The following is a 25599-nucleotide window of genomic DNA, read 5'->3' on the forward strand; positions in this document are numbered from 1 at the left end:
AGATAGGCGGACTTGGAGTGTCAAATAATAAAAAAATAATGCATATAATGAGACAGTATGTCGAATTTTCATTGGATACTCTGCATTGATCAGAAAAATTAGAAGGATTAAGGGCAATTGTGGACTTCCAATATAAAATATTGAGACATTGACAATTCATCCCCAGGAGAGCGCCATGTTTGCTGATCTCAAGAATCGCCGTGTCCTGATCACCGGTTCCAGTCAGGGCATCGGGCTGGCCGCCGCCAAGGCCTTCGCGGCAGCCGGCTCGCGTATCGGTTTGAACGGGCGCCGACGCCCGGACGATATTGAAAGCACCCTCTCGGCAATGCGTTCGGCTGGCGGGGAAGCTGAATTCCTGGCGGCGGATCTGCGGCACAGCGATCAGTGCGAGGCTCTGGTCGATGCCTTCGTGCGGCGCTTCGGTGGCATCGACGTGCTGGTCAACAATGCCGGCGGCCTTGTCGGGCGCAAGCCGCTACCGGAAATCGACGATGACTTTTTCAACGAAGTCGTCGATCTCAACATCCGTTCGGCGGTGATGGTCACCAAGCACGCCCTGCCGCATCTGAAGGCTTCGGCCGCCGAGAGCGGGCAAACCGCGTCGGTGATCCTGGTCGGCTCGATCGCCGGCTACCTCGGCGGTGGTCCGGGCGCCTCCTTGTACGGTGCGGCCAAGGCGTGGATACACAACGTGCAGAAGAACTGGGTGACTTTTCATACCAAGGATGGCATTCGCTTCAACACCGTTTCACCGGGTACGTTCGACACGGCTTTTCACGCCGACAAGGACGCCGCCACGCGGGCAAAGATCAGCGCCGGAATCCCGATGGGACGTTTCGGACGGCCGGAAGAGGCCGCGCCCGCCTTCCTGTTCTTTGCCTCGCACCTGGCCAGCGGTTATGTCACCGGCCAGATTCTCGACGTGAATGGCGGTCAGTACATGCCGTAAGATGGGGGTCCCGTCACACAGGAATTCGATACCGGCGCGTCCGTTCCCATGACCGACCAGGCGCCATCTCGCTTACAACCCCGGCCGCGTCTTTTTCCGCATTGGGTCGCCGTCGGGTTTGTGGTTGTCGGCTTGGCCTCATTCTCAGGCCTTGGCTACATGTTGAGCGTAGCCTTCCAAAGGGTTGCCTCAGGTCGTGGCCTTGAAACCTACCAAACGTTTTGGCTTGTCGAGTTCAATTGGTTCGGCTTTCTCGTGTTTTGCGGAGCAGCCGTAATCGCGCTTGTCGTGGCTGCCTTCCTTCGGTTTCGCGAGCACATGCAGTGGAGGTCGCTCGAAAGGAAATACAGTGGCCCCAAAACGATGCAGAACCCTGCGGTCCACCGAACGCCGCGCGACAAAACCGCGCAGCGTCGGTGACTTCCACATCAGGCGCAATGAGAGGCATGGGACGTTATATCGCTTTGGTTTTAGCCTATTTCTTTCTGGTTCTCGCCTTCATCGGCGTGTTTTTGCCGGGCGTTCCAACAGTGCCCTTTCTTCTATTGGCCGCGTGGTTTTCCGCGAAGGGTTCCGAACGTCTGCACCGCTGGCTGTATGAGCATCCCCAATTTGGCAAGCTGTTGATCGACTGGGAAACTCAGAAAGCGATATCGCGGAAAAGCAAAGTGATCGCGGTACTGGCGTTGTCGGTGAGCTGGATCGTCATGTACCGGCATCTGAATAATGCCTGGGGTTTGGCAGGTATCACCCTGCTATTCATTGCAGTGGCGGCTTATTTAGTAAGCCGGCCCGAACCGCATTGATGCCTTCGCAAAAAAACCTGGTCAATGCGGCGAACCGTCGCATTGCGGCACATCGATATCGTCTTCGCTGACCTGCTGCGGTCCCTGGCAGCCGCTCAGCCCGTCCGGGCGCGGGCCGGCCAGATGGCGCCAGGAATACGCGAAATAGGCGCCCCAGGCGAGCAGCCACAGCGTGCCGGCGGCGTGGAGCAGGGGCAGGTAGGCGGCGGCGAAGGCGGGCAGGCCGGCCGCGCCGCGCAACAGGCCGGCGGCGAGCAGCAGGCTGGACGCCAGCGGCACCCAGACGCGACGGTCGAGCACGTGGCCGCTGTGCGTGCGGCCGGCGATGTGCATCACGATCAGGATGGCCAGCGCCATTGCGCCGATCAGCAGCACGTGGTGGCCGGCGTTGGTCCAGTAGCCGCCGGCGAGCAGGCCGAAGCCGATCAGCGCGTAGCCGAGCGCCATCGACCAATAGACCAGGTAGGGAATGAGCACCCAGCGCTGCAGCACGACGCGGCCGACGTGCCAGTCGTTGAGCAGGTTGAGCATCGCGGCGCTGGCGGCGAGCGCCAGCCAGCCGGTCACCGCGTTGCCGGGCAGCAGGAACTCGGCGGCGGTGTATACGCCGATGGCGAAGGTCGCCAGATTGCGGCGCGGCGGGCGGGCGAGGTAGGTGGCGGGGGCGCCGCCCTGGCGGTCGATCGCGTCGTTGACCATGCGCATCGAGATGCGCGACATGGCGATGACGATCAGGATCATCACCGGCCCGATGGCCAGCTGCACCCAGGCCAGCGCGTTGCCGTCGCGCCAGAGCGCGAGGTAGAAGCCGGCTTGCGCCGCGGCGAGCACCAGCAGCGCGAAGAAAAAGGACACGTGCCGCCGGGTCGGATCGCGCCACAGGGGACCGGCCACCAGACTGGTGAGCAGCAGCAGGAAGCCGAGGTCGCAGACGGCCGCCGGCAGGATGCCGACACTGCCGGCGACGAGGTAGAAGACGCGGCCGCCGAGCCAGAGGCCGAGCAGTTGCTGCACCGACCGGCGCGCCACCGGCGCGGTGCCCGTGAATTCGGCCACGGCGGTCAGCAGGAAGCCGGCGATCGACGCGGCGGCGAAGCCGAACAGCATTTCGTGCGCATGCCAGACGATCGGGCCGCCGGGCACGTCGGGCATGGGCAGCAGTCCCGCCAGCGAGCCGACCCACCAGGCGATGGCGAGCAGCGCGTGGACGGCGGTGCACAGGAAGAAGGGGCGGAACGGGCACAGCCACAGGCCGGCGGCCGTGGCCGGAAGGGGGAGGGATTTCACGGCGTCTCCAGGGGCGGCAGGGCGAAGGCGGCGCGGATGTCCGGCCAGCGGATGAATTCGGCGGTGCGGGCGAAGACCCAGGCCTCGCCGCGCTCGCCGGCCGGCGTGTCGACGCGGTGCTCGGCGACGATGCGGCCGGGGCTGCCGGTCATCACCAGGATGCGGTCGGCGAGGCGGACGGCTTCCATCAGGTCGTGCGTGATCATCAGCACGGCGCTGCCGTGCGCGGCGCGCTCGCGGGCAAGCAGCGCGTAGAGTTCGCTCTTCAGCCCGATGTCGAGCGCGGCGAAGGCCTCGTCGAGCAGCAGCAGGTCGGGCTGCACGGCGAAGGCGCGGGCCAGCGCGGCGCGGCTCTGCATGCCGCCGGACAATGCGCCCGGATACTTGTCGAGATCGTCGTCGGTCAGGCCCACGCTCAGCGCCAGCCGGTACGCCCGTTCGTCGCGCTCGGCGCGCGGCAGGCCGAGGGCCTTGAGGCCGAGCGCGATGTTGGCCAGCGTGCGCTTCCACGGCAGCAGGCGCGGTTCCTGGAACATCATCGCGGTGCGCGAGAAACCGTTGGCGACGCGGCCGTCCCACGGATCGAGCAGGCCGGCGGCGAGGTTGAGCAGGGTCGTCTTGCCGCAGCCGGACGGGCCGACCAGCGCCACCGTCTCGCCTGCGCGGACGGCGAGGTCGATGGCCTCGAGCACGCGCTGGTAGCCGAAGCGATGGTGCAGCGCGGAGATAGTCAGTTGCTTGATGATGCGAACTCCCTCCAGGATTCGACCCGGCGCTTGACCGGTTCGAGCACCAGGTATTCGATGGCCAGCAGCAGGCCGACCAGCGCGACGATCCAGGCCATCGACGCCGCCGTGTCGAGGTGGCTGCGCGACACGGCGAGCGCCGCGCCGATGCCGTCGTCGGTGGACAGCAGCTCGGCCATCACCACGACCTTCCAGGACATGCCGAGCGCCGAGATCCAGGCCGGGAAGAGGTAGGACACGACATGCGGCAGATAGACGTCGAAGAGCTTCATCGCCGGCGGCAGGCCGAACACCCGCGCCACGTCGCGCAGCTGGCCGTCGAGCGTGCGCGTGCCCAGCATGGCGCCGACGAAGATGACCGGGAAGCAGGCGATGAACACGGTGAACACCGGCGTGCCGTCGCCCGCGCCGAACCACAGCAGGGCGAGGATCAGCCAGGCGATCGGCGGCGTGCCGACGAGCACGGTGACGATCGGGCGCGACATCATCGAGGCGGTCATCGACACGCCGGCGGCCAGGCCGAGCAGGCTGCCGGCGCCGACCGAGAGCGCGAAGCCGAGCATCGCTCGCCGCGCCGTGACGGCGATTTCCGGCCAGGCCGTGCCGTTGTCGAGCAGGCCGCGCAGGCTGGCCAGGGCTTCCAGCGGCGTGGGCAGGATCAGCGAACCGAGCTGCTGCGCGGTCAGGTCCCAGGCGGCGAGGAACAGGCACAGGCTGGCCAGCGATCCCCAGCCACCCCACAGGTAGCCGCCGGTGGCGGCCAGCCAGTCGAGCAGCCGGCGCCGGAAGAAGGGACGCGGGGCGTTCATGGCGCGTAGAAGCGCTCGTCCGGCAGCTTGCCGCCGATCAGCGCGGGGTTCGCCTCGTGCAGGCGGGCGAAGAAGAATTCGAGTTCGGACCGCGCGGCGGCGATGGCGACCGGCTGCATGCGGCTGACCGCCAGCGAGTCGGCGACCGCTTCGGGACTGAGCAGGTCGATGCGCCTGGCGACCATCTCGCCGCATTGCAGCGCGTTTTTCCGGCACCAGTCGAGCGAGCGCGCGTAGGCGGCGAGGACCGCCTCCTGCAGGGGCCGGTCGGCCGCCGCCTTGCCGAGGGCGGCGATGCCGGCCTGCGGAATGCGCGCCTCGCGCTTGAACAGGCGGCCCCATTCCTGCTGCAGGTTGACGCTGCGATAGAGGTCGGGCGCGACCAGGCTCACCGGGAAGGATTTGGTCTTGCGCAGCGCCATCGAGATCGCCGGTTCGGCGAGCAGCGCGTGGTTGACGCGGCGGGTGATCAGCAGTTGCATCGCGTCGAGCGGCGAGGCGACGTAGCGCAGCTTGAAATCCTTCTTCGGGTCCAGCCCCTGCGCGCCAGCGACCAGGCCGAAAACGATGTCCGGCATGTCGGCGCGGAAGGGCATGGCGATCTCCTTGCCGCGGAAATCGGCCAGCGTCCTGGCCGCGCCGTCGCGCGACACCATCCACAGCATGCCCCAGGTCGAGACGTTGAGCAGGCGCAGGTTGACGCCGCGGTTGTACAGATTGGCGGCGACGTTGGTCGGCATGGCGACGAAATCGGCCTGCCCGCCGAGCGCGATCACGCGCAACTGGTCCGGGTCCTTCCACACGCGGAACTCGACCTTGTCGGCGATCTCGTTCAGCGCGCCGCTCTCGACCATGTGGATCAACGGCGTCGACACCGACGCCGGTGGGCCGGCCAGCACCAGCAGCGGCCGCTTGCCGGCCGCCGCCGCCGATCCGGCCAAGCCGAGCCCGGCGAACAGGACGAGTGCGGCGGTGAAAGCAGCGGCGAGCGGACGGCGCATCAGAAACTCCCGCGCCAGGTGAGCTGGAAGCTGCGGCCCGGCGCCTTGATCTCGTAACCCGAGATGCCCTCGGTCAGGTGTTCGTGGTAAGCCTTGTCGGCGAGGTTCTTGACCGCCAGGCGCAGGCTCTGGTTCCGGGCGTACTGCCAAGTCGCGCCGAGGTCGGCGGTGACGAAGCCGGCCGTCTCGTTTTCGCTGCCGTTGGTGAATTGAGTGGCGACGCGGTCCTGGCGGTCCACCAGGCGCAGCGTGAAATCGGCCTTGACGCCGGGCAGCACGGTGCCGAGCCAGCCCAGCGAGATCTCGTCGGCCGGCATCTGGAACAGCGGTTCGTCGAGGTCGTCGTTCTCGCCGCGGAGGCGCGAATAGCCGGCGTTCAGCCAGTGGCCGGGCGCCACGCGCCAGCGCACCCTGGCCTCGATGCCCTTGATCGTCGCGCTGCCGAGGTTGACCGTTTTCTTGCAGTTGGCCGCGTTGGCCGCGCCGCAGGCGGCGACGGCCGCCGTGCCGCTCAGGATCTGGCCGGTGATGTAGTTGTCGATGCGGTTGTAGAAGGCTGCGACGGAATAGTCGAGCGTGCCGTCGCCGCCCTTGACGCCGAGTTCGAACTGGTCCGCCTTCTCGGCCTCGATCTCCGGGCTGCCGGCGTAGTAGTAGCCGTCGCCGCGCAGGCCGGACTCGTAGCGCTCGCGCATGCCCGGCGCGCGGAAGGCGCGGGCGTAGCTGGCGTACGGGCGCAGCAGCGGCGCGACCTCGTAGATCGCGCCGAGGCTGCCGGAAACGGCGTTGTCCTTGCCGTCCAGGCCGGTGGTGCGGCGCTGCGGCGAGTTCGAGTTCATGCTGTCCGCGTCGCCCTCGACCCGGTCGTAGCGCAGCCCGGCCAGCACGTTCAGGCGGCCGAAGCGCATGTCGTCCTGCGCGTAGACGCCGACCGCGCGGATCTCGGCGTCCTGGAAGGGATTGTTGGCGCTCAGCGTGGTGAACGGCGCCGCCGTGGCCATGCGCCGGTCCGGGTCGCCGGTCATCCGCCAGGCGTTGACGCCGAACGACAGCAGGTGCTGCGGATGCGCCAGCCAGTCGGCCTTGGCGTCGAAGCCGTCGGTGCGGAAGGTGACGTCGTTGACCACGATGTCGCGGCCGAGCTTGTTGGCGTAGCTGAAGATCGAACGCTCCATGTCCTGGCGGTAGACGCGCAGATCGACGTTCACCGGCGCCTCGCCGTCGCCCTGGCGACTGTAGCCCAGTTCGTAGAGGCGGCGCTCCTGCCGCGGCGAGTGCACGGTGGTGCTGCCGACCAGCGGGCTGGCGTGCGGGCGGGTCGAGCCGGGGTACCACACGTCCTCGTCCTTGTGCTGCTGCACGGAGACGCGCAGTTGCTGCTGCGCGTCGATGCGGAAGCGATACTGGCCGATGAAGGCCTTTGAATCGTAGCCGGTGCGGTCGACCTTGCCGTCGGGCGCGCGGTAGTCGTCGATGTCGGCGAGCGAGGCGCCGAGCATCAGCGCATGGTCGCCCTGGCTGGCGTTCATCACCGCCGTGCCGCGCAGCCCCTCGCTGGCGCTGTCGTAGCTGACGCCGGTCTCGACGCCGATGCCGGGCGTGAATTTCGCCTGCGGCAGCAGCACGTTGATCGCGCCGCCCAGCGCGCCCGTGCCGTAGAGCACCGAGGCGCCGCCCTTGACCACCTCGACGCGCTCGGCCATGCCCAGCGACATGAACGAGGCGATGGCGCCGGCCGGCTGCGCCGAGTTGAAGCGCATGCCGTCGACCAGCAGTACCACGCTTTCCTTGGCCAGGCCCCGGATCACCGGATTCTGTCCCTGCGCGCTGTCGTTGGACACCGCGATGCCGGGCTCGCCGCGCAGCGCCTCGCCGACGTTGGCCGCGCCGCGCCGGTCGATCTCGTCGCGGTCGAGGCCGACGGTGGCGATCGGCGTCTCCAGGTCGGCCGAGGCGTAGCCCTTGGCCGTGACGTTCGACTTCGGACAGCGTGGCTTCTTCGGCGGCGGTGGCGGCGCCGGCCAGGAAGGACAGGGCGGCGAGAGTGCAGGAACGGGACAGATTCATGAAGGGCTCCGTAATCGACGCGCACCGGCGCCGGGTCGGCCAGTCACGCGATGAATCGGAGCAATTATAGTTGTTGAGAATGATTATTGTTTGATCTGGATTAAATTCAAGCGAGCAGAGCACATCCGCTCCTCCCCCTTCAAGGGGGAGGTTGGGTGGGGGATGGGGTATTTTGGGCAGGAATCACATCGGCTTGGCCGTCATTCGAACCCCATCCCCACTCCGGCCCTCCCCTTGAAGGGGAGGGAGAGGAAGCCCCGCTTCGTTTCAGGCCTGGCGCGCGTCCTCGTACAGCCGGCGCACCTTGCCGTAGGCGTCGAGCAGGCGGCGATGTTGCTCGCAGCCTTCCAGCGCCAGGCCCGGCGCAGCGATGCCGAAGAAACGTTCGTCGCGCGTGAGCAGGGCCTTGGCGCGTTCCAGCGTGGCCGGCCCGAAGAGGCTTTCCAGCGCGCCGCGATAGGTCTCGAAGTCCGCGTTGTCGCTGAGGTAGAACAGGCTCTCGATGCAGTGGTAGACGCGCAGGCGCCCGGCGTCGATCTGTCCGAAATGCCGCACCCAGCCGCAGCCCTCGCGCGCCGCCTCTTCATCACCGACCGCCAGCGCGAGCAGGGCCTTCAGTTCGCCGACGCGCAGCTCTTCCCACAGCGATCCCGGATCGGGCGCCAGGCCGATCAGCGCGGCCACCGGGCGCTGGTCGTCGATGCCCGATTCGTTCAGCGCGTCGAGCAGGTGCTCGCACTCCTCGTCGTCGAGTTCGGGAAGGTACAGGATGGCCTCGCGGAGGTCGTTGCCGAAGCTGTTGTTCTCGTATTCCAGGTCGTCCACCGGGTAGATCTCGGACATGCCCGGCACGAGGATGCGGCACGCATACATGCCGAGCCGCCCGTAATCGGCGACGTAGATGTCGTAGCCTTCGTTGCGGATGAGGTCCACCAGGCAGGCGTAGTCCTCGCGGGTCGAGGCGCCGAAATTCCAGTCGACGAAGGGGAAATCGGGCGCGTTGCCGAGGAAGTTCCAGTGCACGACACCGCTCGAATCGACGAAGTGGATTTCCAGGTTCGGCGCGCTGGCGACTTCCTCCAGGTCGCAACCGGGTTCGGGGAAGCCGTCCAGCGCGTCGAGCGCGCGCCCCTGCAGCAGTTCGGTCAGCGCCCGTTCGAGCGCGATCTCGAAGCGCGGGTGGGCGCCGAAGCTGACGTAGCAGCCCTGGTCCCTGGGGTTGAGCAGCGCCACGCAGGCCACCGGGTAGCGTCCGCCGAGCGAGGCGTCCCGGATCAGGATGCCGAAGCCGGCCCGGCGCAGCTCGCCGACGTCCTCGGCGAGCCGGGGGTGGCGGGCGAGGAACTCGTCGGGGATTTCCGGCAGGCACAGCCCCTCGCGCAGCACGCGGAACTTGACGTGGCGCTCGACGATTTCCGACAGCGCCTGCGCGCGCGCTTCTTCGAGCGTGTTGCCGGCCGACATGCCGTTGCTGACGTACAGGTTGCCGACGATGCTCACCGGGAACCACACGGGTTCGCCGTCTTCGAGCCGGGCGAAGGGCAGGGCGCAGATGCCGCGCTCGCGGTTGCCGGAGTTGCGGTCCACCAGCGTCTCCGCCGGGATGCTGCCCTCCGGGTCGTAGAAGTCGCGCAGGGCAGGCGTCAGCAGCTCCGCCGGCCACCGTCCGTCGTCGCCGGGCGCGAACCAGCGTTCGTCTGGGTGATGCACGCAGCGCTCGGCGGCCAGGGCCTCGCCGAAATAGTAATGGCTCCAGAAATAGTGCGTCGACGCCCGTTCGAAGAACTCGCCGAGCGCGCTGGCCAGCGCGGCCAGCCGGCTGCCGCCCTTGCCGTTGGTGAACAGCAGCGGGCAGTCGCGATCGGCGACGTGCACCGACCACAGGCCGGGCACCGGATTGAGCCAGGAGCGCTCCTCGACGTGAAAGCCGATCTCGGCGAGCCGGGACTGCATGCGGGCGATCGATGATTCGAGCGAGGCGTCTTTACCGGGGATGAAATGTTCTGGCATGGGGATGGCGGGATGCGTGAAAAGTAAAGGATTGTAGCAATCCTGGGAAATCGGGCCCGACGCGGAGCGCATTGGTCGGGAGTGTGACTTATTACGTAGGCCGCGGGCGGCCGTTGTGATTGAATCCCGGCTTTCGAAAAGCAGGCTGCGCTGCGACAGGCGAGAATCCCGATGGTTCGGGCATGTCCTCGGCGGCGGCGCAACGATGCGGATTTCTTCCAGGACTGGAGTCGGACATGTATCGAACGGTTGAGGCGCGCCAATCCGTCGTTGACGCGGCGGGCCTCGGGGCCGGGCCGGGTTGGCGAGCGTCCCGGCTGCTCGCGGCGATGATCCCGCTGCTGCTCGGCGCGGCGATCTGCTGGCCGGGCCGCGCGCACGCCGCCGACCCGGTGCCCGCCATCGAGGAGGACGCCTTTTCCTTCCGCGGCTTCGGCACGCTCGGCGCGGCGCGTTCGAGCAACGGCGACGCGCACATCCTGCGCAGCATCCGGCAGCCGGAGGGAATCGGCGACGAATGGTCCGCCAAACAGGACTCGCTGCTGGGAGTGCAGGCGCAATACCGCTTCAACCACCAGGTCGACGCCCTGGTCCAGGCGGCGTCCTATTACCGGGAGGACGGCTCCTTCCGGCCGGACGTGACGGCGGCTTTCGTGAAATTCGACCTCGACCCGCGCTTTTCCGTGCGGCTGGGGCGGGTCGGGCTCGACCTGCTCATGCTGGCCGACACGCGCATGGTGGGGTATTCGTACATCCCGATCCGGCCGGCGAGCGAGTCCTACAACGTGCCGCTGAACTACCTCGACGGCGCCAGCGCGCGCTGGCGCGTCCCGCTCGGCGAGGGCGTCATGAGCGTCGAGGGGACGGCGGGCATCGCGCGGGAGGATCTTCCCCATTACGACTTCAGCGGCTCGAAAGGGGTCAAGGGGTCGATCGATTACCAGGTCGGCGCGTGGCAGTTCCGGTATTTCCACGCCCGGGCGCGGCTGGCGCACGAAAATGACACGCTGACGCCGCTGCGCGACGGCCTGGCCATGACGCCCGCCCGCAGACTGGCCGACAAGCTGAAGGTGGAAGGCACGACGAGCACCTATGAATCGCTGGGCGTCGGCTACGACAACGGCGACTGGCAGCTGCAGATGGTGTTCGACGCCATGCGCTACGAGAATCCCACGCTGCCGGACGGCAGCGCCTTCCATTGCCTGGTCGGCCGGCGCGTCGGCAACGTCACGCCCTATGCCGGTTACTCGCGGGCGAGAATCGATCCGAAAAAACTGGCGACCGGGCTGCCCGCCCTGCCGTGGTATCAGCCGCTCGACGCAGGACTGGCCAGGGCGATGGCGGTATCGGGCACGCGCATGGACAGCGAGACCTTCACCCTCGGCACCCGCTGGGATTTCCGGCGCAACATGGCGCTGAAGGCCCAGGTCGATTTCGTGCGCGGCGGCAAGAGCCTGTCGATGCTGGTGGAGGACACCGATCCCGACTGGAACGGCAGGACGACCATGGTCAGCCTGTCGCTGGATTTCGTCTTCTGAGACCCTGAATCGGCGTGATTCTCTCCAAGCCCGGCGTTTCGGCGCTCGTCCTCCTGGCGCTTCTGGCGCCGGCGTGTTCCGCGTGCGCGGAGCTGGCGGTCATCGTCAACCCGCGCATCGGCGTCGAGCAGCTCAGCAGATCGCAGGTGATCAACATCTTCCTGGCCAGCAACCGCGAGTTCCCCAACGGCGAACCGGCGGTGCCGATCGATCTGCCGCCCGGCACGCCGGAGAACGTCCAGTTCTATCGCGCCCTGGTCGACCGGGCCCCCGAACAGATGAGCGCCTATTGGTCCCGGCTGGTGTTTTCCGGGAAGGCGTCGCCGCCCTTGAAGGCCGGCGGCTGGAAGGAAGTGATCCAGGCGGTGGCCGCGAATCCCCGCGCCATCGGCTATGTCGACGCGGAGCACGTCGACCCGGCGCGCGTGAAGGCCGTCCTGGTGCTTCCCTGAAATCGGCGCGAACAGGCCTAAAATAGCCGCTTTCCCGCCGCCGGATGGCCCCGCGATGCCCGGAACCAAGCTTTTCTTCCCCCGCCAGGTCGTGGAGTCGGCCGACAACCGCTGGGACTGGATCATCCTGCCGCTGGTGCTGGCGCTGCTCGTCACCCTGGCCTACGGCGCGGGGCAGATGGCCCGTCCCTATCACGTCGGCGACGCGCTGCCGCTGACGCTCGAACCCGCGGCGCTGCCGTACTACCTCCTGCGCACGACGCTGCGCATGTTCATCGCGCTCGGCGTTTCCGTGCTCTTCGCCTGCGCCTTCGCCGCGCTGGCCGCCAAGTTCCGCACCGCCGAGAAAATCCTGATTCCGCTGCTCGACATCCTGCAGTCGATCCCGATCCTCGGCTTCCTGTCGATCACCGTGACCGGCTTCATTGCGCTCTTTCCCGGCAACCTGCTCGGCGTCGAGTGCGCGGCGATCTTCGCCATCTTCACCTCGCAGGCATGGAACATGGCCTTCAGCCTCTACCAGTCGCTGAAGACCGTGCCGGCCGAACTGGCCGAGGCGGCCAGCGTGTTCCAGCTGTCCGGCTGGCAGCGCTTCTGGCGGCTGGAAATGCCCTTCGCCATGCCCGCGCTGCTGTGGAACATGATGATGTCGATGTCGGGCGGCTGGTTCTTCGTGGTCGCCTCCGAGGCCATTTCGGTCTCCAACCAGAGCATCAAGCTGCCGGGCATCGGCTCCTACATCGCCCTGGCGATCGAGTCGCGCGACCTGCCGGCGATCGGCTGGGCGATCGCCGGCATGCTGGTCGGCGTGCTGCTCTACGACCAGCTCTTCTTCCGGCCGCTGCTGGCCTGGGCCAACAAGTTCCGCTTCGAGGAGACCGGCGAGGGCGACGGGCAGGCGTCCTGGCTGCTCACCTGGGCGCGGCGTTCGGCCTGGCTGTCGGCGCTCGCCCGCCTGGCCGTGCGCCTGCTGGAACGCTCCTTCGTCCTCTTCCGGCGCGACTTCGACGGCACGTCGATCCGGGCGCGGCCGGGCGCGCGTTCGGCCCGCGCCGAGCGCGCCTGGGACGCCGTCCTCGCCGCCCTGGTGCTGATCGCCGGCTGGCGGCTGATCGTCTTCATCCATTCGGAAGTCGGCTGGGCGGAGGCGGCGCACGTGTTCGGCCTGGGCTTCCTGACCCTGCTGCGGGTGCTGGTGCTCATCGTGCTGGCCGCCGTGGTCTGGGTGCCGGTCGGCATCTGGGTCGGCATGAATCCGCGCATCTCGTCGCGCGTGCAGGCGCTGGCCCAGTTCCTCGCCGCCTTTCCGGCCAACCTGATGTTCCCGATCGCCGTGGTGCTGATCGTGCGCTGGCGGCTCAATCCCGAAATCTGGCTGTCGCCGCTGATGATCTTCGGCACGCAGTGGTATCTGCTGTTCAACGTCATCGCCGGCGCGTCCGGCGTGCCGACCGAGCTGCGCTTCGCCGCGCGCAACCTGGACCTCAAGGGCTGGCTCAAATGGCGGCGCTACTACCTGCCGGCCATCTTCCCGAGCTTCGTCACCGGCGCCATCACCGCCAGCGGCGGTTCGTGGAACGCCAGCATCGTGTCCGAATACGTGACCTGGGGCGACACCACGCTGCAGGCGCACGGCCTGGGCAGCTACATCGCCGAGATGACCGCCGGCGGCGATTTCCCGCGCATCGCCCTGGGGATCGGCGTGATGTGCGTCTACGTCATGGGCCTGAACCACTTCGTCTGGCGCCGGCTGTACCGGCTGGCCGAAGACCGCATGCATTTCTGAGGAATGAAGGAAATGACTCCCGCCATCATCGAACTCAAGTCCGTCGGCAAGTCGTTCCGCGGCGCCGACGGCACCGCGCGCGCCGTGCTGCGGGACGTGGATTTCACGCTGCGCGAGGGTGAGATCGTCGCGTTGCTCGGGCAGTCGGGCTCCGGCAAGTCGACCCTGCTGCGCCTGATGGCCGGGCTGATCCCGGCGGACGGCGGCGAGGTGCGCTATCGCGGGCAGCCGCTGTTCGGGCCGGCGCGCGGCGTCAGCATGGTGTTCCAGTCGTTCGCCCTGTTTCCCTGGCTGACCGTCCGCCAGAACGTCGAGCTCGGCCTCGAAGCCCGGGCCGTCCCGGCCGCCGAGCGCGAACGGCGCGCCACGGCGGCCATCGACATGATCGGGCTGTCGGGCTTCGAGGGCGCGCTGCCGCGCGAGCTTTCGGGCGGCATGCGCCAGCGCGTCGGGATCGCGCGCGCCCTGGTCATGCAGCCCGACGTGCTGCTGATGGACGAGGCCTTTTCCGCGCTCGACGTGCTGACCGGCGAGCGCCTGCGCGAGGAAATCCTCGATCTCTGGAACGGCCGCGCCATTCCCACCAAGGCCATCCTGGTCGTCTCGCACAACATCGAGGAAGCCGTGATGATGGCCGACCGCGTGCTGATCTTCGCCAGCGACCCCGGCCGGGTGCGCGCCGAACTGGCGATCGGCCTGCCGCGGCCGCGCGACGCCGATTCGAGCGAAGTGCGCGTGCTGATCGACGAAGTCTACGCGCTGATGACCGCGCGCGTGCCGCAGGCGGCGGTCGAGGAGCCGGTGCACGCGCACCTCACGATGCGCCTGCCCGGAGCCGACGTCAGCCGCATGGAAGGCGTGCTCGAAATGCTGGCCGACGAGCCGTTCCAGGGACGCGCCGACCTGCCGCGGCTGGTCGAGGAATCCGACCTCAGCGACGAGGAGCTGCTGCCCGTCGCGCACGCGCTCGGCATGCTCGGGTTGGCCCGCGTCGAGCAGGGCGACATCGCCATCACGCCGATCGGCCGCCGTTTCGTGGAGGGCAGCAAGGTCCTGCGCCAGGAGATTTTCGGCCAGCAGCTGCTCGAACACGTGCCCCTGGCCGCGCACATCCGCAACAGCCTGGAGCAGGAGGATTCGGGCGAACTGCCCGAGGAGCCGTTCCTCGGCCTGCTGCACGAGAACATGGACGAAGCCGAGGCCGAGCGCGTGCTGAAGGTGGCGATCGAATGGGGGCGCTACGGCGAAGTGTTCGAATACGACTACACCACCGGCCTCATCCATCTGCCGGAAGGCGAAGAAGGCGGGGAGGCGGGCGCGCGGCCGCCGGCCGCCGCGCGCTGAGGCGGAGCCGTCAGGCGCGCCCGGCCTTGGAGGCGACGTAGGAGCCCAGCGAGACGAGCACGATGCCGCTGCCGAGCCAGAGGGTGAGCGGCTCGTCCAGCAGCGGCACGGCGAGGATGCCGATGACGATGGGGACGAGGGCGAGGAACGACGCCGTGCGTTCCGGACCGAGCAGTTCCAGCGACTTGAGGTAGGTCAGCATGGCCAGGATGGTCGCCGAGATGCCCTGGAAGGCGCCCTGGATGACCAGCATCGACACCGGCGCGGCAGCCAGCTCCTTGGGCAGCCACAACGCATAGACGGGCAGGTACACGGCGGCCGAGCCGTAGGCGATGGCCCGCGTCAGCGTCCACGGCGAATAGCCCCAGCGCGCCGCGAGCACGCCGTAGAAAGCCCAGCAGACCGAACTGAGGAAGATCAGCAGGTCGCCGAAGGCGTAGTCCGGCGACCATTCGGTGAGATACGGCATGGCGGCGCAGGCGATGCCCGCGCCGATCAGGCCCAGGCCGGCGGCGCGCACGCGGTTCGGCCGCGTGCCGGCCAGCAGCCAGGCCACCGCGCTGATCAGGAAGGGCTGCAGCCCGGACAGCAGGATGCCGCCGTGGGCGGCGGGCGCGTACTTGAAGCCGGAGTAGGCCAGCGGGCAGTAGATCAGGCTGCACAGGCAGGTCAGCAGCCACAGCCGGCGGTCGGCCCAGCAGCGCGGCGGCATGCTGCCGGCGAAGGGCAGCAGGACGGCGGCGGCGGTGATCAGCCGCAGGGCGAAAATGTCGTAGGGCGTGAGCACGCTTTTCCCGCCGAGCCGCGAGATCAGGGAAAACCCCGCCCACATCAGCAAGGTCGCGGCGGCGGCGAGGTAGCCCCGGATGAGTCGCTGCTTTTCGGTCACGCGGGGCTTTCTTCGGGACGGTTTTCCTGGGAATGCGTTACTTCTGCAGCTTCTGGAACAGCCCGCGCAGCGTGTTCTGCAGGTCGCCCGGCAGCAGCACCGTCTTGGCGTTCGGCGATTCGGCCATCCGGCCCAGGCTGGCGATGTACTTCTCGCCGAGCAGGTAGAGCATCGGCAGCTCGTTCTCGCCGAAGGCGGCGGTGACCTTGGCGATGGCCTGCGACGAGGCGTCGGCGAGCATGATCTGCGCTTCCGCGTCGCGCTTGGCCGATTCCAGGCGCGCCTCGGCGGAGAGGATCATCGATTGCTTTTCGCCCTCGGCCTTGGTCACCATCGCCTTCCGCTCGCGCTCGGCCGAAGCCTGCAGCTCCATGGCGCGCTGCATCGACTCGGACGGCTTGATGTCCTGGATCTCCACCGATTTCACGGTCAGGCCCCAGTCCAGCGCCTCGTCGGCGACGCCGGCCTTCAGGCGGGTCTTGATCATGTCGCGCGAGGACAGGGCGTGGTCGAGCTCCATCTCGCCGACGATCGAGCGCAGCGTGGTCATGATCATGTTGCGGATGGCCTCGGAGAAGTTCTCGACGCCGTACACCGCCTTGACCGGGTCGGTGACCTTGATGAAGGCGATGGCGTTGACCACGATCACGGCGTTGTCGCGGGTGATCACCTCCTGCTCCTGCACGTCGAGGATGATGTCCTTGGTGGTGACCTTGTAGGACACCGAGTCGAAATACGGAATGATGAAGCGCAGGCCGGGCAGCAGCGTCACGCGGTACTTGCCGAGGCGCTGCACGATCCATTCCTCGCCCTGCGGGACGATGCGCACGCCGCGCGCGACGGTGACGAAGACGAACGCCAGGATGACGACGGATGTGATGGTGGTGCCGATCATTTGCGGGTTGCCTCCACTTTGATGAAATTGCCTTCGACCGCCACCACGCGCACGCGCTCGCCGGCCGTCAGATGCTGTTCCGCGTAGCATTCCCAGACGTCGGCGCCGAGGATCGGCTTCTGGAAGCGCACCTGCCCGCGGGCGTGCGGCGGCAGGTCGCTGACCAGCACGCCGATCTCGCCGGCCACGCTGGCCGCCGAGGTGCCGACCGCGGTCCGCGTGCCCGGCCGCAGGTAGCGGAACCAGACGGCGACGAGCACGCCCGACAGGCCCGCCCAGATGAGCAGTTGCGTCGCCAGCGTCAGCCCGGGCGCGAGCAGCAGGAGCAGGCCGACGCCGACCGCGCCGAGGCCGAACCAGATGATGAAGAAGGCGGGAACCGCCAGTTCGGCGATCGACAGGCACAATCCCAGGACCACCCAGTGCCACCATTCGAGCATCGGTTCCCATCTCCCTTGTATGTCGTGCGCCGGATTTGCCGGATTTTATAGCATTGCCGCGGCATTTTCCCGCCGCCTGGCCTACCATGGCGTTTTGCCGTCATCGCTGGAGAACGATCTTGCTGCCGAAAGAAATCACGCCGAGGGCGATCGTCGACTACCTCGATCAATACGTCATCGGGCAGGACGAAGCCAAGCGCACGCTCGCCGTCGCCGTTTACGCCCATTACCGGAAGCTCTCCGCGCTGGGGCGGGGCGTCGAGACGATCGCCAAGAGCAACGTCCTGCTCATCGGCTCGTCGGGCACCGGCAAGACGCTGGCCTGCGAGACGCTCTCGCGCCTGCTGTCGGTGCCCTTCGTCACCGCCGACGCCACTTCGCTGGCGCAGACCCGCTACGTCAACGAGGAGATCGAGGCCATGCTCCAGCGCCTGGTCGACAAGGCCGGCGGCGATGTGGGGCAGGCCGGCCGCGGCATCGTCTTCATCGACGAGATCGACAAGCTGCGGGCCTCGACCGGCGAATCGCGTGCCACCTCGGGCGAGAGCGTCCAGCACGCGCTGCTCAAGATCATGGAAGGCGCGCCGGTCAAGCTCGGCGCCGACCGCTACGTTGACACCACGAACATCCTGTTCATCTGCGGCGGCGCCTTCGTCGGGCTGGAAAAGATCATGTCCCGCACGCACGGCTTCGGCTTCGTCGCCACCTCGGAGGCGGACAACCAGAGCATTCTCGACCGCCTCAACAACCGGGTGAAGCCGACCGACCTCTTCGAGTTCGGCCTGATTCCCGAGTTCACCGGCCGCCTGCCGGTGATCGCCCGCTTCGCCGACCTGACCCGGGACATGCTGGTGCGCATCATGAGCGTGCCGAAGAACGCGATCTACCACCAGTTCCGCGAGATATTCCGCGCGGAAGGCGTCGAACTGGTGGTGGCGCCGCGCGTGTTCGAGCAGATCGCGGAGATCGCCATCGAGTACAAGACCGGCGGGCGCAGCCTGCGCGGCATCTTCGAGGAACTGATGACGCCGGTGCTCTACGTCGTCCCCGACCATCCGCAGATCTGCCGCGTCGAGATCGACTCGCTGTTCGAAGCGCCCCGCTACTTCAAGCGGGGCGCCGGAGAGCCCGCCGCCGCGGCCCGGGCGAAGTGACCTGATCCACGTCCGTCATTCCGGCGCAAGCCGGAATCCAGGAAAACCGCGCCTTGGTAACGAACGAATCAGCGTTCCCCTAGCGGCAGACCAGCACCGGAATCTTCGAGTGCGTGAGCACCTTCATCGTCTCGCTGCCCAGCAGCAGCGCGCTGATGCCGCGCCGGCCGTGCGAGGCCATGAAGATCAGGTCGCAGCCCTTCTCCGTGGCCGTCTGGATGATGCCTTCATAGGGCGCGTCGCTGGTCATCGTGACGGTGGCGCAGGGGACGCCTTCCTGGCGGCAGGCGATGGCGACGAAATCAAGGATTCTCTGCGCCTCCTCGTCGGCCATCCGCTGGAAATTCTTCACAATCTCCGCGTCGATCGGAACGCCGTCGACGAAACGCTCCACCGGCGGCGACGCCTTGGCGTAGAAGGCGGTGATGCGCGCCCCCGCCTCCTTGGCGAACGCGATGGCCTTACCCACGGCCGCCTCGGACAACGGCGAACCGTCCGTCGGAACCAGAAGATGTTGGAACATGGCGACTCCTTTCCTTTATTCGCTCGTTCTCCCTGGAACGCCTGAGGCGCAATGACACGATGCAGCGTGAAATCCCCGGCGCGCGACGCCGGCGGAAGTCGCGCGCCGCCGTGCGGCCGGGCGGCGCGGCGAAGCCGGGGGCTTTTTCTTGTTGTGCCGGCGCCTGGCTCGCCGGTTAGCTCGGCGAGCGGTAGACCAGCACCGGGATCGTCGAGTGCGTCAGCACCTTCTGCGTCTCGCTGCCCAGCAGCAGGCTGGTGAACCCGCGCCGGCCGTGCGAGGCCATGAAGATCAGGTCGCAGCCGCTGTTCGTCGCGGCCTCGATGATGGCTTCATACGGAACGTCGCTGGTCGCGGTCAGCTTGGTGCATGGCACGCCGGCTTCCTGGCAGAGGTTGGCGGCGAAGCCGAGGATTTCCTGCCCCTGCGTCTCGGCCAGCTCCGCGAATTTTTCCGGCGAGGTCGTGTCTATCAGCACGCCTTCGCCGTAGTAGGTGACGGGATATTCGGGCTTCGCATAGAAGGCGGTTATTCTCGCTCCGGCCTCCTTGGCGAAAGAAACGGCGCGCCGCACGGTGTCTTGCGAAAGCTCCGAACCATCGGTGGGAACGAGGATATGTTTGAACATGGCGACTCCTTTTTTGTCGTTTATCCCTGTCCCTAATATAGATGCCGGATGCGGCAAAGCCAAGCGGCGCCGGATTTTGATGTCGGTCAATGCAGCCGGAGCGCCCGTTCCGGACAATGCCGGAAACGATTCGAGAGGATGTGCCATGGAAACTATCCGCGACTTGCTGGGCGTTCATCACCGCCAGTGCGACGAACTGTTCGCCGCCGTCGAACAGGACATCGAGGCCGCCGACTGGGAAAAGGCGGCGGCCGATTTCGTGCGCTTCAGGGACTCGGTGCTGCGCCATTTCGAGGCCGAGGAATCCGTCCTGTTCCCCGCCTTCGAGGCGCGCACCGGCATGACCCACGGACCGACCGCCGTGATGCGCAGCGAGCATGCCCAGATCCGCGAACTGATGGAGGCCGCCGCTGCGGCCATCGAGGCGCGCGACGCCGACGACTACGCCGGCTATGCCGAGACCACGCACATCATGACGCAGCAGCACAACATGAAGGAGGAGAACGTGCTGTATCCGATGTGCGACCAGCATCTGGCCGGAGCCTCGGCGGCGCTGGTGGCGCGCATGCGCGAAGGCATCGCGGACTAGGCCGCCCATGAACGGAGAGAACGCCGATCGCGGGGCGGACCGGGTGGTCGACGGGCGCGAGCTCGAACCGCCGGAACCCTTCATCCTGACCATGGAGGCGCTGGACGAGATCCAGCCCGGGCAGAGCGTGCTGCTGCGCCTCAACCGCGAACCGTTTCCGCTGTACCGGGCGCTGGAACTCAACGGCTACGCTTGGGAAACCTCGCATGGCGAGGACGGGACGGTCGAGATCCTGATCCGGCACCGGCCGTAGCACGCATGCAGGGTCTGCTTTCCTACGACCGGTCGCCGCCGATCGCGGCGCCGTTCCGCTTTTTCCTCAGCGCGCCTGTTTTCGGCGTGGCGGCCGGCATGCTCCTGGCGTGGTCGGGACCGAACGCCTTCCTGTCGCGCTGGACGCCCGAGGCGCTGGCGCTGACGCATCTGGTGACCGCCGGCTTCATGCTGCAGGCCATGCTCGGCGCGCTGATCCAGGTGCTGCCGGTCGTGGCCGGCGCCAACATCCGGCGGCCGGCGCGGGTCGCGGCGGTCGTGCATGCGGCAATCACCGCCGGGGCGGTGCTGCTGGTGGCCGCCTTCCTGAGCTTCGTGCCGTGGCTGTTCGTCCTCGCCGGCCTGTGTTTCGCGGGCGGCGGCGGGCTGTTCATCGGCGCCGCCGCCTGGGCGATGCGCGGCGTGCCGGCGACCGGGCCGACCCTCGGCGGGCTGAAGACGGCGCTCGGCGGACTGGCCGCGACGATCGCCCTGGGCGTGCTCATGGCGCTGGGGCTGGCCGGCTGGGCCGACCTGCCGCTGCTGTTGCTGGCCGACCTGCACCTGGGCTGGGGATTCGCCGTCTGGGGAATCGGCCTGCTGGCCGCCGTGGCCTACGTCGTGGTGCCGATGTTCCAGATCACGCCGGGCTATCCCGCGGCGCTGAGCCGCCGGCTGGCGCCGGTGCTGCTGCTGGCCGCGCTCGCCTGGAGCGGCCTGGCGCTGGCCGGCAGCGAACCGGCCGCGACCGTGGCGGCGCTGGCGCTGGTCCTCGCCGCGGCCCTGTTCGCCATGGTTACCCTCGACTTGCAGCGCCGCAGCAAGCGGGCGCGTTTCGACACCAACCAGCAGTGCTGGCGCGTGGGCATGGCGAGCGTGTTTGCCGCCGCCCTGCTGTGGGCGCTCGCCATGGCCGTGCCGGCCGTCGGCAACTGGCCGGGCTGGCCGGTGACCGGCGGCGTCCTGCTGATGTACGGCGGTTTCGTGTCGGTGATCACCGGCATGCTCTACAAGATCGTGCCGTTCCTGGTCTGGCTGCATCTGCAGAACCTCGGCCGGGGCCTGCTGATCGCGCCGAACATGAAGAAGGTGATCGACGAACGGGCGATGCACCGGCAGATGCTGGCGCATTTCGCGGCCGCCGGCCTGCTGCTGGCGGCGACCTTCCGGCCCGAGGCGCTGGCTGTGCCGGCGGGCGCCGCCGTCGCCGTCTCGCAGGCGTGGCTGGCGCGCAACCTGTGGTCGGCGGTCCGGCTGTTCCGCGCGCAGCGGCGCAAGATCGAACGGCTGGCCGAGGAGAGGAAGACGGCGCGATGATGTATCTGGTCCTGCGCGACGTGCATATCACCTGCGTCATCCTCAGCGGCATCGGATTTTTCCTGCGCGGCTGCTGGCGGCTGCTCGATTCGCCGCTGTACCGGCGGCGCTGGGCGAAAATCCTGCCGCACGTGGTCGACACCGTGCTCCTGTCCAGCGCCGTCGCGCTGGCGGTGATCAGCCAGCAATACCCGATCGAGCAGCCCTGGCTGACGGCCAAGGTGATCGGCCTGCTGGCGTACATCGGCTTCGGCATGGCGGCGTTCCGCTTCGGCCGGAGCCGGCGGCAGACCGCCGTGTTTTTCGTGCTGGCCCTGTGCGCCTACGCCTATATCGTCTCGGTCGCCCTGACGCGGCATCCGGCCGCCTGGCTGGCGCCGCTGTTCTGATTTGTCGCGGGGATTCACCGTGATAGAGTGACGCGGCGACGGGCTCCGCGCGGTTCGCCGAACCCCGGCCGGAAGCCTTTGTCGAAACGACACGACCACGATTCCGATATCCCATGGCGTCCTTTACCGACCACCTCGTCTTCGACGAAGCGCTGATCCGCCGCTTCGACATCAACGGCCCGCGCTACACCTCGTACCCGACGGCCGACCGCTTCGGCCCCGAATTCGGCGCCGACGCCTACCGCGAGCGGCTGGAGCGCCGGCGCGACGATCCGCAGGACCGCAAGCCGTTTTCGCTGTACTTCCACCTGCCGTTCTGCACCACCATCTGCTACTACTGCGCGTGCAACAAGATCATCACCAAGGATCACGGGCGCTCGGCCAAGTACCTGAAGTACCTGGGCCGGGAGCTCGCGCTGCAGACCGGCTTCCTGGACCCGGACGACAACGCCGTCGAGCAGCTGCACTGGGGCGGCGGCACGCCGACCTTCCTGTCGCACGACGAGATGCGCCAGCTGATGGACATGACGCGCCGGCATTTCCGCCTGCTCGACGGCGGCGAGTATTCGATCGAGGTCGATCCGCGCAAGGTCGACCGCGCCACCGTGGACCTGCTCGCGGAGCTGGGCTTCAACCGCATGAGCCTGGGCGTGCAGGACTTCGACGAGCGCGTGCAGCAGGCGGTCAACCGCATCCAGAGCGAGGAGGAGACCTTCGCGGTGATGGACGCGGCGCGGGCCAACGGCTTCAAGTCGATCAGCATCGACCTGATCTACGGCCTGCCGAAGCAGTCGGTGGAAGGTTTCGACCGCACGCTCGACCGCGTGCTGGCGGCCAGCCCGGACCGGCTGTCGATCTACAACTACGCGCACCTGCCGACGCTGTTCAAGCCGCAGCGGCGCATCCTCGACGCCGACCTGCCGACGCCGGATGCGCGCCTGCAGATCCTGGCGCGGGCCATCGACAAGCTGACCTCCGCCGGCTACGTGTTCATCGGCATGGACCATTTCGCCAAGCCGGACGACGAGCTGGCCGTGGCGCAGCGCGCCGGGCGGCTGCACCGCAACTTCCAGGGCTATTCGACGCACTCGGACCGCGACATGCTGTCCTTCGGCATCACCTCGATCGGCAAGGTCGGGACCAGCTACAGCCAGAACGTCAAGACGCTGGACGAATACTACGAGCGCCTCGACAACGGCATCCTGCCGGTCTTCCGCGGCATCAGCCTGACGCCGGAGGACGTGCTGCGGCGGGCGGTGATCCAGTCGCTGATGTGCCATTTCGAGCTGTCGTTCGCGGCGTTCGAAAAGGAGTTCGGCATCGATTTCCCGCGCCACTTCGCGGTCGAGCTCGCCGAACTTGGCGAGATGGAGCAGGCCGGCCTACTGCGCATTGAACCCGGCCGGATCGTCGTCCTGCCGCCCGGACGCATGCTGGTGCGCGCCATCTCCATGGCCTTCGACGCCTACCTGCGCGCCAACCGGACGCAGAACCGCTATTCGAAGGTGATCTGACGCCGGCGAAAAAGCCGTCTAACCACAACGGGCACGACGAACACAACGAAAAAAAGATTTTGTCTTTCGTCGTGCCCGTTGTGTCGTTGTGGTTAATTCTTTTGCCTTGTCCCGCGCTGAATATCAGCCGCCGCCTTCGCCCGAGAAGACGCAGTTGCGGCCGGCGCGCTTGGCCTGGTACATGGCCATGTCGGCACGGCCGAACACGGTTTCGTAGCCTTCTTCGGGATGCAGTTGGGCGACGCCGAAGCTGGCGGTGACGCGCAGCCCCGAAGGGGCCAGTTCCTCGATCAGTTCGCGCAGCGCCTCGGCTTGGTTGACCGCCCGGAATTCGTCGCAGTCCGGCAGCACCGCCATGAACTCCTCGCCGCCCATGCGGGCGACGATGCCGGCGTCGCCGAGAAACTGCGTGACGGCCGCGGCCACGGCAACCAGCACGTGGTCGCCGACGGAATGCCCGTGGTTGTCGTTGATCCGCTTGAAATGGTCGATGTCCAGGGTGATCAGGCTCAGCGGCCGGCGCGAGGCCTTGGCCTCCTGGATCAGTGTCTGCGAGCGTTCGCTGATGTAGTGCCGGTTGTAAACCGAGGTCAGGCGGTCGCGCATGGCCATTTCGTAGAGAATGGCGTGCTGTTCCTCGAGATAATCCAGCGCCTGGCGCAGCTGCACGAGGTTGCCGACGCGCACCTGGAACTCTTCCGGCACGACGGGCTTGAGCACGAAGTCGTTGGCCCCGGAATGCAGCATTTCGACGCGCCGCGCCACATCGTCGAAGCCGGAGATGGCGAGGATCGGAATCTTGCCGGTGCGGCCGGGCAGGCCGCGGATGCGGCGGATCACGTTCAGGCCGGTGAGCGCGCCTTCGAGCACGTAATCGACCAGCACCAGATCGAACGACTGCCGCGCGAGCAGCGCCAGCGCTTCTTCGCCGCTGCCGGAGCGCGCGGTCTTCAGGCCCTGGGCGTGCAGCAGCTTTTCCAGGTAGCCGGCCTGCACGGCGCTGTCCTCGATCAGCAGGACGCTGGCGCGCAGTTTCGTGGTGCTGCGGGCGGCCCAGCGGGTGACGTATTCCTCGAACACGGCCGGTTCGCTTTTCGAGAAGCATTCGGTGACGCCGAGGCCGAGCGCCGCCGCGCCGACGGTTTCCTGCGAGCCGGTGAGCATCACCGAGGGATGCTTGCCGATCAGCCCGCGCTCCTTGGCGGCGGCATAGAATTCGAGCCCGGTCATGTCGCTCAGCTGCATCGCGAAGCAGAGGAAATCGACCGGCTCGCCCGCCAGCTGCCCCAGCGCCTCCGCGGCGGTCTCGACGCCGACGGCCTGGATGCCGTTCTTGGAAAAGAGCGAGACGAAGATGTTGCGGATCATGCGCGAGGGTTCGACGATCAGGGCTCTCATGGCACTCCTGCGTTCCTGGATGGATTCGCGAAATTATCCCCGACCCGGACGAACATGGCGAGTTTCCGCTGCGTCCGCGGGCACGCCGCCCAAGTCGGTTAAACTTCCCGTTTCCCGGAGGTCGCCGCGCGATGCATGAATCGTCCTTTTTCGCCCTGTTCCTCGTCGGCCTGCTCGGCGGCACGCATTGCGTCGGCATGTGCGGCGGGATCGTCGGGGCGCTGTCGGTCGGCGGCGGCAACAAACCCTCGCTGCACCTGGCCTACAGCGCCGGGCGGATCGCCAGCTACGCCGCAGCCGGCGCGCTGGCCGGCGCCGTCGGCGGAGCGGGCGTGGCGCTGTCCGGGACCCTGCCGGCGCGCATGGTGCTGTCGGTGTTCGCCAACCTGATGCTGGTGGCGCTCGGCCTGTACCTGATGGGCGCGACGCGCGTGCTGGCCTTCACCGAACGGGCCGGCCAGCGGCTGTGGCGGCGAATCCAGCCGCTGACGCGGCGCTTCCTGCCGGCACGCACGGTGGCCCAGGCCTTCCCGCTCGGGCTGCTGTGGGGCTGGCTGCCGTGCGGGCTGGTCTACAGCGCGCTGGCCGTCGCGCTGACCAGCGGTTCGGCGTGGCGCGGCGCCGGCCTGATGCTCGCGTTCGGCGCGGGAACGCTGCCGACCCTGCTGCTGGCCGGTTTGCTCGCCGCGCGATTGAACGCTGCGCTCGGTCGGCCGGTCGTACGCATCGCGGCCGGATTGATCATCCTCGCCTTCGGGGTGTGGGGACTCCGCGCCTTCCTCGGTATTTCCTTGCCTGTGCATCATCATTGAC

The 25599-nt window shown here is 67.6% G+C and carries 26 protein-coding genes; 13 read left to right on the plus strand and 13 right to left on the minus strand.

What is annotated here, in order from left to right:
- Positions 1-175 precede the first annotated feature (175 nt).
- Positions 176-952, plus strand: a complete 777-nt coding sequence (locus QM701_RS21415) for an SDR family NAD(P)-dependent oxidoreductase (protein ID WP_415169020.1) — start codon at positions 176-178, stop codon at positions 950-952.
- Positions 953-1141: 189 nt separating this feature from the next.
- On the opposite strand, the gene QM701_RS21420 is transcribed toward QM701_RS21415, so the two are convergent.
- A complete protein-coding gene (locus QM701_RS21420) occupies positions 1142-1390 on the minus strand; it encodes a hypothetical protein (RefSeq protein ID WP_415169021.1) in 249 nt (82 codons plus the stop codon).
- An 8-nt stretch (positions 1391-1398) separates the two neighbouring features.
- Between QM701_RS21420 and QM701_RS21425 the strand changes: the two genes are divergently transcribed.
- Positions 1399-1758, plus strand: a complete 360-nt coding sequence (locus QM701_RS21425) for a YbaN family protein (RefSeq protein WP_415169022.1) — start codon at positions 1399-1401, stop codon at positions 1756-1758.
- 21 nt (positions 1759-1779) lie between these two features.
- On the opposite strand, the gene QM701_RS21430 is transcribed toward QM701_RS21425, so the two are convergent.
- The 6 genes from QM701_RS21430 to ycaO form a co-directional block, all read right to left on the minus strand.
- On the minus strand, positions 1780-3045 hold the full coding sequence (locus QM701_RS21430; RefSeq protein WP_415169023.1) for an NnrS family protein: 1266 nt from the start codon (positions 3043-3045) through the stop codon (positions 1780-1782).
- Complete coding sequence (locus QM701_RS21435) at positions 3042-3737, minus strand: ABC transporter ATP-binding protein (protein WP_415169024.1); 696 nt, start codon at positions 3735-3737, stop codon at positions 3042-3044. The genes QM701_RS21430 and QM701_RS21435 overlap by 4 nt, the downstream gene beginning before the upstream one ends.
- Positions 3738-3775: 38 nt before the next feature.
- On the minus strand, positions 3776-4600 hold the full coding sequence (locus QM701_RS21440; protein ID WP_415169025.1) for an ABC transporter permease: 825 nt from the start codon (positions 4598-4600) through the stop codon (positions 3776-3778).
- Positions 4597-5601 (minus strand): ABC transporter substrate-binding protein, encoded by a 1005-nt coding sequence (locus tag QM701_RS21445; protein ID WP_415169026.1) that lies wholly within the window; start codon positions 5599-5601, stop codon positions 4597-4599. Before QM701_RS21445 ends, QM701_RS21440 begins: the two co-directional genes overlap by 4 nt.
- Positions 5601-7664: a TonB-dependent receptor gene (locus QM701_RS21450; protein WP_415169446.1), complete on the minus strand. Its 2064-nt coding sequence runs from the start codon at positions 7662-7664 to the stop codon at positions 5601-5603. Before QM701_RS21450 ends, QM701_RS21445 begins: the two co-directional genes overlap by 1 nt.
- Positions 7665-7935: 271 nt before the next feature.
- Positions 7936-9678 (minus strand): 30S ribosomal protein S12 methylthiotransferase accessory factor YcaO, encoded by a 1743-nt coding sequence (gene ycaO, locus QM701_RS21455; RefSeq protein ID WP_415169027.1) that lies wholly within the window; start codon positions 9676-9678, stop codon positions 7936-7938.
- A gap of 236 nt (positions 9679-9914) precedes the next feature.
- Between ycaO and QM701_RS21460 the strand changes: the two genes are divergently transcribed.
- Genes QM701_RS21460 through QM701_RS21475 form a run of 4 tightly spaced genes read left to right on the plus strand, consistent with a single transcriptional unit; the run spans position 9915 to position 14798 of the window.
- Positions 9915-11216, plus strand: coding sequence for a hypothetical protein (locus tag QM701_RS21460; protein ID WP_415169028.1), 1302 nt, complete (start codon positions 9915-9917; stop codon positions 11214-11216).
- 14 nt (positions 11217-11230) lie between these two features.
- Positions 11231-11668: a hypothetical protein gene (locus QM701_RS21465; RefSeq protein WP_415169029.1), complete on the plus strand. Its 438-nt coding sequence runs from the start codon at positions 11231-11233 to the stop codon at positions 11666-11668.
- A 55-nt stretch (positions 11669-11723) separates the two neighbouring features.
- A complete protein-coding gene (locus tag QM701_RS21470; protein ID WP_415169030.1) occupies positions 11724-13454 on the plus strand; it encodes an ABC transporter permease in 1731 nt (576 codons plus the stop codon).
- Between the two features lie 12 nt (positions 13455-13466).
- Positions 13467-14798 (plus strand): nitrate/sulfonate/bicarbonate ABC transporter ATP-binding protein, encoded by a 1332-nt coding sequence (locus QM701_RS21475; protein WP_415169031.1) that lies wholly within the window; start codon positions 13467-13469, stop codon positions 14796-14798.
- 10 nt (positions 14799-14808) lie between these two features.
- Here the strand turns inward: QM701_RS21475 and QM701_RS21480 are convergent, their stop codons facing one another.
- From QM701_RS21480 to QM701_RS21490, 3 genes are read right to left on the minus strand one after another with little or no spacing between them, the layout of a single operon-like run.
- Complete coding sequence (locus QM701_RS21480) at positions 14809-15687, minus strand: DMT family transporter (protein WP_415169032.1); 879 nt, start codon at positions 15685-15687, stop codon at positions 14809-14811.
- A 37-nt stretch (positions 15688-15724) separates the two neighbouring features.
- Complete coding sequence (locus QM701_RS21485) at positions 15725-16582, minus strand: SPFH domain-containing protein (protein ID WP_415169033.1); 858 nt, start codon at positions 16580-16582, stop codon at positions 15725-15727.
- A complete protein-coding gene (locus tag QM701_RS21490; RefSeq protein ID WP_415169034.1) occupies positions 16579-17022 on the minus strand; it encodes an NfeD family protein in 444 nt (147 codons plus the stop codon). The genes QM701_RS21485 and QM701_RS21490 overlap by 4 nt, the downstream gene beginning before the upstream one ends.
- A gap of 119 nt (positions 17023-17141) precedes the next feature.
- On the opposite strand from QM701_RS21490, the gene QM701_RS21495 reads away from it, so the two are divergent.
- The gene (locus QM701_RS21495) at positions 17142-18176 is read left to right on the plus strand and encodes an AAA family ATPase (RefSeq protein WP_415169035.1); all 1035 of its coding nucleotides are present in this window, start codon (positions 17142-17144) and stop codon (positions 18174-18176) included.
- A gap of 79 nt (positions 18177-18255) precedes the next feature.
- On the opposite strand, the gene QM701_RS21500 is transcribed toward QM701_RS21495, so the two are convergent.
- Positions 18256-18699 (minus strand): universal stress protein, encoded by a 444-nt coding sequence (locus QM701_RS21500; RefSeq protein WP_415169036.1) that lies wholly within the window; start codon positions 18697-18699, stop codon positions 18256-18258.
- Positions 18700-18874: 175 nt separating this feature from the next.
- Entirely contained in the window at positions 18875-19327 is a 453-nt protein-coding gene (locus QM701_RS21505) for a universal stress protein (RefSeq protein WP_415169037.1), read from the minus strand.
- Between the two features lie 145 nt (positions 19328-19472).
- Here QM701_RS21505 and QM701_RS21510 point away from each other — a divergent pair, with 145 nt between their 5' ends.
- From QM701_RS21510 to hemN, 5 genes are all read left to right on the plus strand, one after another.
- Positions 19473-19916, plus strand: coding sequence for a hemerythrin domain-containing protein (locus tag QM701_RS21510; RefSeq protein WP_415169038.1), 444 nt, complete (start codon positions 19473-19475; stop codon positions 19914-19916).
- A 7-nt stretch (positions 19917-19923) separates the two neighbouring features.
- Complete coding sequence (locus QM701_RS21515) at positions 19924-20169, plus strand: DUF2249 domain-containing protein (protein ID WP_415169039.1); 246 nt, start codon at positions 19924-19926, stop codon at positions 20167-20169.
- Between the two features lie 5 nt (positions 20170-20174).
- A complete protein-coding gene (locus QM701_RS21520; RefSeq protein ID WP_415169040.1) occupies positions 20175-21485 on the plus strand; it encodes a hypothetical protein in 1311 nt (436 codons plus the stop codon).
- Complete coding sequence (locus tag QM701_RS21525) at positions 21482-21874, plus strand: SirB2 family protein (RefSeq protein WP_415169041.1); 393 nt, start codon at positions 21482-21484, stop codon at positions 21872-21874. Before QM701_RS21520 ends, QM701_RS21525 begins: the two co-directional genes overlap by 4 nt.
- Positions 21875-21987: 113 nt before the next feature.
- Entirely contained in the window at positions 21988-23388 is a 1401-nt protein-coding gene (hemN, locus tag QM701_RS21530; protein ID WP_415169042.1) for an oxygen-independent coproporphyrinogen III oxidase, read from the plus strand.
- A gap of 123 nt (positions 23389-23511) precedes the next feature.
- Here the strand turns inward: hemN and QM701_RS21535 are convergent, their stop codons facing one another.
- Entirely contained in the window at positions 23512-24786 is a 1275-nt protein-coding gene (locus QM701_RS21535) for a diguanylate cyclase (RefSeq protein ID WP_415169043.1), read from the minus strand.
- 131 nt (positions 24787-24917) lie between these two features.
- Here QM701_RS21535 and QM701_RS21540 point away from each other — a divergent pair, with 131 nt between their 5' ends.
- Positions 24918-25598: a sulfite exporter TauE/SafE family protein gene (locus QM701_RS21540; RefSeq protein WP_415169044.1), complete on the plus strand. Its 681-nt coding sequence runs from the start codon at positions 24918-24920 to the stop codon at positions 25596-25598.
- Position 25599: the final 1 nt, after the last annotated feature.

The sequence above is a fragment of the Propionivibrio sp. genome (assembly GCF_047602565.1).
GTDB lineage: Bacteria > Pseudomonadota > Gammaproteobacteria > Burkholderiales > Rhodocyclaceae > Propionivibrio.